The 12,800-nt window shown below is 61.0% G+C and carries 10 protein-coding genes; 4 read left to right on the top strand and 6 right to left on the bottom strand.

Features of this window, described 5'->3' with window-relative positions; genetic code table 11:
* Positions 1-53: 53 nt before the first annotated feature.
* Together AC07SU_RS11930 and AC07SU_RS11925 are read right to left on the bottom strand one after the other, a co-directional pair.
* Complete coding sequence (locus AC07SU_RS11930) at positions 54-896, bottom strand: mechanosensitive ion channel family protein (RefSeq protein ID WP_176994317.1); 843 nt, start codon at positions 894-896, stop codon at positions 54-56.
* A 136-nt stretch (positions 897-1,032) separates the two neighbouring features.
* Positions 1,033-1,518, bottom strand: coding sequence for a YajQ family cyclic di-GMP-binding protein (locus AC07SU_RS11925; protein ID WP_010208088.1), 486 nt, complete (start codon positions 1,516-1,518; stop codon positions 1,033-1,035).
* A 123-nt stretch (positions 1,519-1,641) separates the two neighbouring features.
* Between AC07SU_RS11925 and AC07SU_RS11920 the strand changes: the two genes are divergently transcribed.
* From AC07SU_RS11920 to AC07SU_RS11910, 3 genes are read left to right on the top strand one after another with little or no spacing between them, the layout of a single operon-like run.
* Entirely contained in the window at positions 1,642-2,559 is a 918-nt protein-coding gene (locus AC07SU_RS11920) for a putative 2-dehydropantoate 2-reductase (RefSeq protein ID WP_494997128.1), read from the top strand.
* Positions 2,560-2,605: 46 nt separating this feature from the next.
* A complete protein-coding gene (locus AC07SU_RS11915) occupies positions 2,606-4,642 on the top strand; it encodes a sensor histidine kinase (RefSeq protein ID WP_176994319.1) in 2,037 nt (678 codons plus the stop codon).
* 2 nt (positions 4,643-4,644) lie between these two features.
* Positions 4,645-5,223: a cob(I)yrinic acid a,c-diamide adenosyltransferase gene (locus AC07SU_RS11910; RefSeq protein ID WP_494997127.1), complete on the top strand. Its 579-nt coding sequence runs from the start codon at positions 4,645-4,647 to the stop codon at positions 5,221-5,223.
* Between the two features lie 110 nt (positions 5,224-5,333).
* Here the strand turns inward: AC07SU_RS11910 and AC07SU_RS11905 are convergent, their stop codons facing one another.
* The 3 genes from AC07SU_RS11905 to secA form a co-directional block, all read right to left on the bottom strand.
* Positions 5,334-6,278 (bottom strand): Nudix family hydrolase, encoded by a 945-nt coding sequence (locus tag AC07SU_RS11905; RefSeq protein ID WP_176994321.1) that lies wholly within the window; start codon positions 6,276-6,278, stop codon positions 5,334-5,336.
* A gap of 13 nt (positions 6,279-6,291) precedes the next feature.
* Positions 6,292-7,509, bottom strand: coding sequence for a bifunctional glutamate N-acetyltransferase/amino-acid acetyltransferase ArgJ (argJ, locus tag AC07SU_RS11900; RefSeq protein ID WP_176994322.1), 1,218 nt, complete (start codon positions 7,507-7,509; stop codon positions 6,292-6,294).
* Positions 7,510-7,633: 124 nt separating this feature from the next.
* Complete coding sequence (secA, locus tag AC07SU_RS11895) at positions 7,634-10,369, bottom strand: preprotein translocase subunit SecA (protein WP_176994323.1); 2,736 nt, start codon at positions 10,367-10,369, stop codon at positions 7,634-7,636.
* A 305-nt stretch (positions 10,370-10,674) separates the two neighbouring features.
* On the opposite strand from secA, the gene AC07SU_RS11890 reads away from it, so the two are divergent.
* Positions 10,675-11,130 (top strand): DUF721 domain-containing protein, encoded by a 456-nt coding sequence (locus AC07SU_RS11890; RefSeq protein ID WP_176994324.1) that lies wholly within the window; start codon positions 10,675-10,677, stop codon positions 11,128-11,130.
* Positions 11,131-11,134: 4 nt separating this feature from the next.
* Here the strand turns inward: AC07SU_RS11890 and AC07SU_RS11885 are convergent, their stop codons facing one another.
* A complete protein-coding gene (locus AC07SU_RS11885; RefSeq protein ID WP_494997126.1) occupies positions 11,135-12,613 on the bottom strand; it encodes a helicase HerA-like domain-containing protein in 1,479 nt (492 codons plus the stop codon).
* Positions 12,614-12,800 lie beyond the last annotated feature (187 nt).

The following is a 12,800-nucleotide window of genomic DNA, read 5'->3' as shown; positions in this document are numbered from 1 at the left end:
CCCGTCGACCTCGAACCTGACCTTTTGGCCAAGTTCGAGGCCCTTGCACTTAGTTACTTCGTAACACTTTCCTGCATCACTCGAATAACCCGCTGTGGAAATGGAATATCAATCCCGGCGGCCTTCAAGCGGTCACGTGCAAGTTCATTCAGCATGAACACTACATCCCAGTAATCTGGAGTTTTGGTCCAGCAGCGCAGGGAGACCGTGATCGAGCTGTCACCCAGTGTCGAAACCACCGCCACCGCAGCCGGGTCGGCCAGTACGCGTGGGTCTTTGGCCAGTTCCAGCAGCACTTCACGGGCTTTCTGAAGGTCGGCGTCATAGTCCACGCCCACGTCGAACACCACTTTACGAGTCGGCTGACGGTTGGTGTTGGTGATCAAGCCGTTGGACAAGCTGCCGTTGGGGATGATCACCGTCTTGTTGTCACCGGTGCGCAACACGGTGTGGAAGATCTGGATGCTGTCGACGGTACCCGACGTGCCCTGGGCTTCGATCCAGTCACCAATGCGGAATGGGCGGAACAACAGAATCAGCACGCCACCGGCGAAGTTCGCCAGGCTGCCTTGCAAGGCCAAGCCAATGGCCAAGGTGGCGGCACCGATCGCGGCAACGAACGAGGTGGTCGCCACGCCGATCATCGACGCCACGTTGACCACCAGCATGACCTTCAGCGCAATGTTCGCCAGGCTGGTGATGAAGTGTTGCAGCGCCAGGTCTGCATTGCGCAGGGCGAGCAAACGCCCCACGCGGTGAGTCAATACGTTGATCAGCCACCAGCCGATGGCCAGGGTGATCACCGCCAGCAAAAACCGGCTGCCGTATTCCATGATCATCGGGATCCACGACTCGGAGGTCTTGATCAAGTGATCCACTTCAGCGTTCAAATCCATCTACATTCTCCTGTCTAGCGGACGTTCGGTATTTTCAGGCGCCCAAAAATGCAATTGAGCCCCGTAGGGCTCAAGAGTAGGCAATGGCTCTGGGGCGTGGGACGCCAAAAACGTCCTCAGGTTCCCCAAATGGCCATCAGTCGCGGAAGTTATTGAACTGCAGCGGCATGTCGAAGGTCTTGGCACGCAAGGCAGCGATTGCTTCTTGCAGGTCGTCACGCTTCTTGCCGGTGACACGTACTTGCTCACCCTGGATAGCGGCCTGAACCTTCAGCTTGGCATCCTTGATGTGGGCCACGATCTTTTTCGCCAGCTCTTTATCAATGCCTTCCTTGAGGATGGCTTCCTGCTTCATCAGCTTGCCGGAGGCGTAGGCGTCCTTGATTTCAAGGCATTGCGCATCGATCTTGCGCTTGACCAGGGACAGCTTGAGGATTTCGATCATCGCTTCCAGCTGGAAATCGGCTTCAGCGGTCAGGTTGACAGTCAGTTCCTTTTCCTTGAACTCGAAGCTGCCCTTGCCTTTCAAGTCATAGCGACGGTCCAGTTCCTTGACGGCGTTCTCGACGGCGTTGGTGACTTCGTGTTTGTCCAGTTCGGATACCACGTCGAACGAAGGCATGTCATTTCTCCAATATAAGGGGCGGGCTCAGTAGAGATGGAGCGCGCCCGAGCTAAAATGCCGGGGCATTATAGCGGTTCTTTCGCCCCGTTCATCGTGGGCGACCCAACGGAGCACAAACAGATGTCGACCACCTGGCACATTCTCGGCGCGGGCAGCCTGGGCACACTCTGGGCCACACGCCTGGCCCGTGCGGGCGTGCCCGTCCGGTTGATCCTGCGTGATGAAGCGCGCCTGGCCAGCTACCAGGCGGGAGAAGGCCTGACCCTGGTGGAACAAGGCGTCTCGCACACCTACCCGGTAATCGGCGAAACACCTGACAGCCCTGGGCCGATTCATCGCCTGCTGGTGGCGTGCAAAGCCTACGACGCCCAAAGCGCCGTCGCACAACTGCAGCACCGGCTTGTACCGGACGCCGAACTGATCCTGCTGCAAAACGGCCTCGGCAGCCAGGACGCGGTGGCCGCCCAGTTGCCCCAGGCCCGCTGCATTTTCGCCTCCAGCACCGAAGGCGCATTTCGCGACGGCGACTGGCGCGTGGTGTTCGCCGGTCACGGTTATACGTGGCTGGGCGATGTTGCCCACCCGACACCGCCTCTATTGTTGGAAGACCTGCAAGCAGCTGGCATACCCCACGAATGGAGCACCGACATCCTCACCCGCCTGTGGCGCAAACTGGCCCTCAATTGCGCCATCAACCCGCTGACTGTGCTGTACCAATGCCGCAACGGCGGCTTGCAAGCCCACCAGTGCGAGGTGGCCACCCTGTGTGCGGAGCTGGCCGAGCTGCTGGAATGCTGCGGCCAACCCGAAGCCGCCCGGGATCTGCACAGCGAAGTGGAACGGGTAATCCAGGCCACCGCCGCCAACTACTCCTCGATGTATCAGGACGTGGCCAACGCCCGGCGCACCGAAATCAGCTACCTTCTGGGGTACGCCTGCCTCGCGGCGGCTCGCCATCAATTGGTCCTGCCGCATCTGCAACAGGTGCAAGCCCGCCTGGTCGAGCAGTTGCTCGCACGCGGATTGCCCAGCGACTGAACCACGCGCTACCCTGCCCACTTGTCTATTGCCTGCGAAAAACCTGATGCCACTGCGCCAGCGTCTAGAAAACCTACCGGTCGGGCAGAAACTGCTGGCCGCCTTACTGGTGCTGCTCACCACCGTGTTGCTGGTGGCCAACCTGACGTTCATCAGTGCGGCCTACTGGATCTCCCAGGAAAGCATGGCCCCCCAGGCCCTCCAGGCCATTGGTCGGCTGGTGTCCAACCCGGCCCTCGCCGCCGAAGCCCTCGAATCCCCCGCCAAGGCCGACGCGCTCCTTAACGAACTGACCAGCTATTCACCGCTGCGCGCGGCCGCACTGTACGACGGCGAAGGCAACCGCCTGGCGCAGATGCAACACGGCGATCGCCTGCACCTGCCGGACAACTACCGGCATATCGAAGCCTGGCGCGTCACCGAATTTCGCAGCAACCAAGTCATTACCCTACCCCGCGCCGGCCAGCCTTCCGGACACTTGCTGCTGGTGGCCAGCAGTGAGCTGCCGGTGGCCTTCTATACCGGCACCTTGACCGCCAGCCTGGGCATCCTGATTTTCAGCGTGCTGCTGTGGCTGATCATCGCCCGGCAAATCAAGCGCCTGATCACCCGGCCGATCCATGAACTGGAGGAACTGTCGCGCCAGGTCACCCGCGAAGAGAACTACGCCCTGCGCGCCGGCCGCGGCAACCACGACGAAATCGGCAGCCTGGCCGAAGCCTTCAATACCATGCTCTCGCGCATCGAAGCCCGCGAGCAGCAACTCAAGCGTGCCAGGGACGATTCCCAGGCCGCCTACGACCAGGCTCAGGGCCTGGCCGAAGAAACCCGCCACACCAACCGCAAGCTGGAACTAGAAGTCCAGGTGCGCAGCAAGATCGAGAAAAAACTCACCGGCTTCCAGAACTACCTCAACAGCATCATCGATTCGATGCCCTCGGCGTTGATCGCCCTGGACGAACAGCTCTACGTGACCCAATGGAACCAGGAAGCCAGCGCGCTTTCCGGTACGCGCCTGGATGAAGCCCTGAACCAGCCGATTTTCCTGGCCTTCCAGCCGCTCAAGCCCTATTTGCCGCAAATCAAGGCCACCGTCGAGCAACACACGGTGGAGCGAATCGAGCGGGTCACCTGGGTCAAGGATGATGAGCCCAAGCATTACGCCCTGACCTTCTACCCGCTGATGGGCGGAGCCGGGCGCGGCGTGGTGATCCGTATCGACGACATTACCCAGCGCCTGTCCCTGGAAGAGATGATGGTGCAGTCGGAAAAAATGCTCTCGGTCGGTGGCCTCGCCGCCGGTATGGCTCATGAGATCAACAACCCCCTGGGCGCAATCCTGCACAACGTACAGAACATCCGCCGCCGTCTGTCCCCCGATTTGCCCAAGAACCTGGAGCACGCCGAACAAGCCGGCATCGAGCTGGACACCGTCAACCGCTACCTGCAAAGCCGTGAGGTGCCGCAGTTGCTCGATGGCATCCAGCAAGCCGGTGCACGGGCAGCGAAGATCGTTACCCACATGCTCAGTTTCAGCCGGCGCAGCAACCGGCAGATGGCGCCGTGCGACCTGCCCGCGCTGATTGACCAAGCGGTAGAGATCGCCGGTAACGACTTCGACCTGACCATCGGTTTCGACTTCAAGGGCCAGGCGATCATTCGCCAGTTCGACCCGCAACTGGGCCCGGTGCCCGGCACCGCCAACGAATTGGAACAGGTGCTGCTCAACCTGCTGAAAAACGCCGCCCAGGCGATCCACCTGCGCGAAGACGACAGCGAGCCGGGGCGCATCATCCTGCGCACCCGCCTCAACCCGCCGTGGGCGGAGATCCAGGTGGAAGACAACGGCATCGGTATGAGCGAAAACGTGCGCAAGCGCACCTTCGAGCCGTTCTTCACCACCAAGGAGATCGGCCAGGGCACCGGGCTTGGGCTGTCGGTGTCGTACTTCATCATCACCAACAACCACAAGGGCCAGATGGAAGTGCACTCCACACCGGGCCAGGGCACGTGCTTTACCCTGCGTCTGCCCCTGGCCGGCAGCCAACTGCCCCCCTACGAACTTACCCAACTGGAGCACTGACCATGGGCTTTCGCCTGTCGAAGATCTACACCCGTACCGGCGACAAGGGCGAAACCGGCCTCGGCGATGGCCGTCGCGTACCCAAGGACCACCCACGGGTGGAGGCCATTGGCGAGGTCGATACGCTGAACAGTCAGTTGGGGTTGCTGCTGGCCAACCTGGAAGAACAGAGCGGCAAGCACCCGGAACTGAAGGATGTGATCGAAGTGCTTACGCCTTGCCAGCATCGCTTGTTCGATCTGGGCGGTGAGCTGGCGATGCCGGTGTACAAGGCGTTGAACGCGGCGGAAGTGGATCGGCTGGAAGCAGCGATTGACCGCTGGAATGAGGAAGTGGGGCCGCTGGAGAACTTCATCCTGCCCGGTGGTTCGGCGCTGATCGCCCAAGCCCATGTATGCCGCAGCCTGGCGCGCAGTGCAGAGCGACGGTGTCAGCAGTTGAATGCGGTGGAACCGTTGGAAGGCGTGGGTTTGGCGTATATCAATCGGCTGTCGGATTTGCTGTTTGTCGCAGCGCGGGTGATTGCCCGGCGCCAGGGTGTGGCGGAGGTGTTGTGGCAGGCGGCGGCCAAGCCCCACTGAGGATTGTGTGTTGACTGGTCTGGCGCCATCGCCGGCAAGCCGGCTCCTACAGGGGAATGCATTTCAACTGTAGGAGCCGGCTTGCCGGCGATGGCGTCGTTAAGGCCGCATCAAACCTCAGGCCAAAACGCCCGAATGCCAGCCACACCCTGAGCCCCAGCGTCCCAAGCCTGCTCCCGCTCAGCCGGCCCCACCCCACCCAGCAGAAACACCGGCTTGCTGAACCCACTGATCAACTGCGCCGCCTGCTCCCAACCCAACGGCTGCGCGTCAGGATGAGTCTGGGTCGGTTGCACCGGTGACAGGGTGACAAAATCCACGTCCATCAACTCGGCCAGCGCCAGTTCTTCAGCGTTGTGGCAAGAAGCCGCCAACCAGCGGTCCTTGGGCAGCGGCCGGCCTTTGCTCGCGTATTTGCGCAGTTGTGCCGAGGTCATGTGCCAGCCCGCCGAGGGGAAATCCCCCAACCATTCAAATGGCCCTTTGAGCATCAATTGCGCCTTGCCTGCGCACAGCCCCACTGCATCCACCGCCAGGTCACGGTACTTGGGGTCGTAGCCATTGGGCGCTCGCAGTTGAACCAGCTTGATGCCGCCAGCAATGGCTTTCTGGATACCGCGCAACAATGCGGGGGTTTCCAGCTCGCCAGGCGTGATCAAGTACTCGGCCGGCAAACGCGCGGCTGCAACGATCGGTGCATTGGCAGCCGGGAATTCATAGTTGATCAGGTCTCGCGGCGCCACCCATTCCAACGGCTGCCCTTCGGCACCATGGGGTTCGCCGGTAAAGGCCGAGACTTCCCAGACATCCAGCAACACCTGCTTGTCCGGGTAGTCATGCTGTACTTTGATCAACGGGCGTGCCGTGGTGACCTGGATGCCCAGCTCTTCCTGCAATTCGCGGGACAGTGCGGTTTCGACCGATTCGTCGGCCTCCACCTTGCCCCCGGGAAACTCCCAGAGACCGCCCTGATGCTGGGTATCGGCGCGGCGCGCCAGCAGGATCCTGCCGTCGACACCGCGGATCACCGCTGCTGCTACATGCACTCGTTTCACCGCGCTTATCCTCTTAGGTACGGTATTCCGCGTTGATCTTCACGTACTCGTGGGACAGGTCGGTGGTCCAGATGGTTTCGCTGCACTCACCGCGGCCCAACTCGATGCGGATGGTGATTTCTTCCTGTTGCATCACCGCCGAGCCCTGGGCTTCGGTGTAGGTCTCGGCACGGGCGCCACGGCTGGCGATGCACACGCCGCTGAGGAACACGTCGATCTTGCTCACGTCCAGGTCCGGCACGCCGGCACGGCCGACGGCTGCCAGGATACGGCCCCAGTTCGGGTCAGAGGCGAACAGCGCGGTCTTGATCAGCGGCGAGTGCGCCACGGTGTAACCCACGTCCAGGCATTCCTGGTGGTTGCCGCCGCCATTGACTTCAACGGTGACGAACTTGGTGGCGCCTTCGCCGTCACGCACGATGGCCTGGGCCACGTCCATGCACACTTCAAATACCGCCTGCTTCAACGCGGCGAACAGCGGGCCGCTGGCCTCGGTGATTTCCGGCAGGTTGGCCTGGCCGGTGGCGATCAGCATGCAGCAGTCGTTGGTGGAGGTATCGCCATCGATGGTGATGCGGTTGAACGACTTGTTGGCGCCGTCCAGGATCAGGCTGTGCAGCACGTCGCGGGAGACTTTGGCGTCGGTGGCGATGTAGCCGAGCATGGTGGCCATGTTCGGACGGATCATGCCCGCGCCCTTGCTGATGCCGGTCACGGTGACGGTCACGCCGTCGTGCACGAACTGGCGGCTCGCGCCTTTTGGCAGGGTGTCGGTGGTCATGATGCCGGTGGCAGCGGCAGCCCAGTTATCCACAGACAGGTCGTCCAGTGCGGCTTGCAGGGCACCTTCGATTTTTTCGACAGGCAACGGCTCGCCGATCACCCCGGTGGAGTACGGCAGCACTTGGCTGGCATCCACGCCCGTCAGTTGGGCCAGCTTGGCGCAGGTGCGCGCAGCGGCCACCAGGCCTGGCTCGCCGGTACCGGCGTTGGCATTACCAGTGTTGGTCAGCAGGTAACGAATGTTGCCGGCTACACGCTGCTTGGCCAGGATCACCGGCGCTGCGCAGAACGCATTGAGGGTGAACACGCCAGCGACGGTTGAACCTTCGGCACAGCGCATCACCACCACATCCTTGCGCCCCGGGCGCTTGATGCCGGCCGAAGCGATACCGAGTTCAAAACCGGCAACCGGGTGCAATGTGGGCAAAGGACCAAGACCAACAGCCATGAATGCGCTCCTTAAAAATGAGGTGATATCTGTGCCGTCGTGAGCGACGGTGAAATTAATGGCAAAACGCCGCGACGGCAAAGGCCGGTCGCGGCGCGGGGTGTTGCAGCGTCAGGCAAAAATCTTAGTTGATTTCGCCGTGGCAGTGTTTGAACTTCTTGCCCGAACCGCACCAGCACAGTTCGTTGCGGCCCAGCTTCTGGTCGTTGCGAACCGGCGTCTGAGCCAGGGCCACATCGACCTCTTCGCCCAGCACTTCAGGTTGCTCAAGACCCGGGGCTTCGTCGTGCTGGAACTGCATGCGCGCAGCCAGAGCCTCGGCTTCCTGACGCAGGCGTGCCTCTTCCTCGATCGGGTCTTCGCGACGCACCTGAACGTGGGACAGCACGCGAATCGAATCGCGCTTGATCGAATCCAGCAACTCGGAGAACAGCGTGAACGACTCGCGCTTGTACTCTTGCTTCGGGTTCTTCTGGGCGTAGCCACGCAGGTGGATACCGTGACGCAGGTGATCCATGGTCGACAGGTGGTCTTTCCACAGGTCGTCCAGCACACGCAGCACGATTTGTTTCTCGAAGGTGCGCAGTGCTTCGGCACTCGCCTGCTCTTCTTTTTCGTTGTACGCGGCCAGCAGCTCGGTCATCAGCTTCTCGCGCAGCGTCTCTTCGTACAGGTGGTCGTCTTCGTCCAGCCATTGCTGAACCGGCAAGTCCACACCGAAGTCGCTCTTGAGTGCCGCTTCCAGACCGGCAACATCCCACTGCTCTGGCAGGGACTGTGGCGGAATGTGTGCACTGACGGTGGCGTTGAGCACGTCCTGACGGAAGTCAGCGATGGTCTCGCCAATGTTGTCGGCGGCCAGCAACGTATTACGCATGTGATAGATCACTTTACGCTGTTCGTTGTTGACGTCATCGAACTCGAGCAGTTGCTTACGAATGTCGAAGTTGCGGCCTTCAACCTTGCGCTGCGCTTTCTCGATGGCGTTGGTCACCATGCGGTGCTCGATCGCTTCACCGGACTGCATGCCCAGGGCCTTCATGAAGTTCTTCACGCGGTCCGAGGCGAAGATACGCATCAGGCTGTCTTCCAGCGACAGGTAGAAGCGGCTGGAACCGGCGTCACCCTGACGACCGGCACGACCACGCAGCTGGTTGTCGATACGGCGCGATTCGTGACGCTCGGAAGCGATCACCTGCAGGCCGCCGGATTCCAGCACGGCCTGGTGGCGTTTCTGCCAGTCAGCCTTGATCTGGGCGATCTGCTCGGGGCTTGGGTTTTCCAGGGCCGCGACTTCCACTTCCCAGTTGCCGCCCAACAGAATGTCGGTACCACGACCGGCCATGTTGGTGGCGATGGTCAGTGCGCCTGGGCGACCGGCCTGGGCGATGATCTCGGCTTCTTTTTCGTGGAACTTGGCGTTGAGGACCTTGTGCTCGATGCCTTCCTTGTTGAGCAGGTTGGACACGTGCTCGGAAGTCTCGATGGTGGCAGTACCGACCAGGATCGGGCGACCCTGGGCCATGCCGTCCTTGATGTCATTGATGATTGCCGCGTATTTCTCTTCGGCCGTCAGGAACACCAGGTCGTTGAAGTCTTTACGCGCCAACGGCTTGTTCGGCGGGATGACCATCACGGCCAGGTTGTAGATCTGGTGGAATTCGAACGCTTCCGTGTCGGCCGTACCGGTCATGCCGGACAGTTTGTTGTACAGACGGAAGTAGTTCTGGAAGGTGGTGGACGCCAACGTCTGGCTTTCGGCCTGGATGTTGAGCACTTCCTTGGCTTCGATGGCCTGGTGCAGGCCTTCGGACAAACGACGACCCGGCATGGTACGGCCGGTGTGTTCGTCGACCAGGACCACCTGGCCGTCCTGCACGATGTATTCGACGTTGCGGTGGAACAGCTTGTGGGCGCGCAGGCCGGCGTAAACATGGGTCAACAGGCCCAGGTTATGCGCCGAGTACAGGCTCTCGCCTTCAGCCAACAGGCCGATCTGGGTCAGCATGTCTTCGACGAACTGGTGACCGGCTTCGTTGAGTTCGACCTGGCGGGTCTTCTCGTCGATGGTGAAGTGACCTTCTTTGGTCACCACGCCTTCGACTTCTTCAACGTGCTGGGTCAGGCGCGGAATCAACTTGTTGATTTCGGTGTACAGGCGCGAGCTGTCTTCGGCCTGGCCGGAGATAATCAGGGGGGTACGGGCTTCGTCGATGAGGATGGAGTCGACTTCGTCGATCACGGCAAAGTTGAGTTCGCGCTGGAATTTTTCTTCCATGCTGAACGCCATGTTGTCGCGCAGGTAGTCGAAACCGAATTCGTTGTTGGTGCCGTAGGTGATGTCGGCAGCGTAGGCCGCGCGTTTTTCTTCCGGCGGCTGGAACGGCGTTACCACGCCGACGGTCAGGCCGAGGAATTCATACAGCGGGCGCATCCAGTTGGCATCCCGGCGAGCCAGGTAGTCGTTCACCGTCACAACATGCACGCCCTTGCCGGACAATGCGTTGAGGTAAACGCCCAGGGTTGCCACCAGGGTCTTGCCTTCACCGGTACGCATTTCGGCAATCATGCCTTCATGCAAGGTCATGCCGCCGATCAACTGAACGTCGAAGTGGCGCATGCCCATGACACGCTTACCGGCTTCACGGGCGACCGCAAAGGCTTCGGGAAGCAGCTTGTCGAGGGTTTCACCTTTGGCTATGCGGGCCTTGAACTCTTGGGTCTTGGCGCGCAATTGGTCGTCCGAAAGGGCAACCATCTGCTCTTCGAAGCCATTGACCAGCTGCACCGTCTTGAGCATGCGTTTAACTTCGCGCTCATTCTTGCTTCCAAAAAGTTTCTTTAACAAAGGCGCAAACATATCGGCAGGTTCTTCCACACATAGGGATGGAGGGCGCACCGTGAGTGGCCCGAGCAGCCCTCACGGCCGCATGCGAACGCGCATTCTACCCGGATTCGTGGGTGAGGAAAGTGGCGTTGTTCCCCGATGCTGGCATGGTGCTGTGAGAGGGCTTGTTTAAAATAAGGGCTTTTGCTGGAACTTCAACCCATGGCGTGCAGAAGTTACCTATTGATTTTGCGGTCTTTGGCCTGTCATTGCATTGCCAGGGGGCCTGCGGGCGCTTTCTGTTAAGATGGCAGCTCTGTTACTTAAGGTGTCTAAACATGGCATTTCGCCCTCATACAGCTCGCATTCCCAGCGTGTTGCTCCGCGAAGCCAAGCCGTTGAAAGCCATCTTTGGCCACGCGCAACGCTTGGGCCATTTGCAACGCCTGCTCGAAAGCCAATTGCAACCGGCCGCACGTGAACATTGTCACGTGGCGTCCTGGCGCGAAGGCAATTTGCTGTTAATTGTCACCGACGGTCATTGGGCCACGCGTTTGCGTTACCAGCAAAAGCGCCTGCAGCGTCAATTGATGGCGTTCGATGAATTCGCCAACCTGATGCGCATCCAGTTCAAAGTGCAGCCGCCCACCGTGCAACAGGGCGCAGTGGGGCACACAATGGACTTGTCGGTGAATGCCGCCGAAACCATCCAAGCGACGGCCGACGGCATTAGTGATCCCGGCCTGCGCGCCGCCCTGGAACGGCTCGCCGCCCACGCCAAGCCCAAGGCTTGAACCGTTACTTGCGCTTGCTGCCGCCAAGCAACGATCCCAGCAAACCGCGCACCAACTGACGCCCCATCTGATTGGCCGCCTGCTGCATCGCGGATTTCAGCGCCTTGCCTGCCGTGGTGCCCAGAAAGGCACCCGCCTTGTCCGTAAAGCTCGGCTCTTCGGCAGCCGGCTTGGCCTCTTCGGTCGGCCCAAGCTCCTTGCGCGCCATCAGCACTTCATAGGCCGATTCCCGGTCAATCGGCTTGTCGTAGCGCCCCAGCAACGGCGAACTGGCGATCAGCGCGGCGCGTTCGGCCTCGCTGAGCGGCCCGATACGCGACTGCGGCGGCGCCACCAGTACGCGCTGGACGACTTCCGGCGTGCCTTTTTCCTGCAGCGCGCCCACCAAGGCCTCACCCGTGCCCAGCTCGGTCAGCACCGCCAGGGTATCGAAGGTCGGGTTGGGCCGAAAACCGTCTGCCACTGCCCGCAGGGACTTCTGTTCCTTGGTGGTGAACGCCCGCAGGCCGTGCTGGATGCGCAGGCCCAATTGCGCCAGGACCGTGTCAGGCAAATCCCCCGGAGACTGTGTGACAAAGTAAACGCCAACGCCTTTGGAGCGAATCAACCGCACCACTTGCTCCAACCGCTCCTGCAACGCCTTGGGCGTATCGGCAAACAGCAAGTGGGCCTCATCGAAGAACAGCGCCAACAACGGTTTATCGGCATCGCCGCGTTCAGGCAACTGCTCGAACAGCTCCGCCAACAGCCACAGCAGGAAGGTCGCGTACACCTTGGGCGCCTCATGCACCAGACGGCTGGCGTCGAGCAGGTGGATACGCCCTCGCCCATCACTGGCGGGTTGCAGAATGTCTTCCAGCTGCAAGGCTGGCTCGCCAAACAAGGCTTCCGCGCCCTGTTGCTCCAACACGGCAAGACGCCGTAACAGGGCCTGGCTGGAGCCGGTGGTCATCAGCGCCGCGTCGTCGCCCAGCAGTTCCGGGTGGTAACGCAGGTGGTTGAGCAGTGCTTTCAGGTCTTTGAGGTCCAACAGCAGCAAGCCTTCGCGATCGGCCACTTTAAAGGTCGCATAGAGCGCTGACTGTTGGCTGTCGGTAAGTTCCAGCAGCGCGCCGAGCAGCAATGGGCCCATTTCACTGATGGTGGTGCGCAATGGATGACCGGATTGCCCGTGGATATCCCACAACGTCACGGGGTAGGCCTTGGCCGTGTACCCCAGGAAAGGCATGCCGGCGATGCGCTCGGCCACCTTGCCCTGCGGATTGGCTGCGGCCCCGAGGCCACACAGGTCGCCCTTGATGTCCGCCGCAAATACCGCCACGCCCGCGTCACTGAAGGCTTCCGCGAGGCGCTGCAAGGTGACGGTCTTGCCCGTGCCGGTCGCACCGGCAATCAGCCCATGACGGTTGGCCAGGCGCATGGCCTGGGCGACGGGGTGGCCGTCCAGGCCCGCGCCGATAAGGAGTTGCGTGGTATCAGGCATTTCGTCACCTCTGGTTAATCTTTAGTGCCGCCAGGTCGATATAGAGAGGTGTGAGACCCACAAAGTCTAAAAATAGGTCGGATAGTTCCTACAGGGACCAACGGAGCTATCGCAAGAAATATCACACCTTTTTTGACGCTGCCATTTTGCGCATCCCATAAGGACGCGCTTCGGATAATAAGACCTT

The organism is Pseudomonas sp. GW821-FHT05H12 (assembly GCF_059419385.1).
Note: the sequence above shows the minus strand (reverse complement) of the source record. Positions and strands in the feature narration are given on the sequence as shown.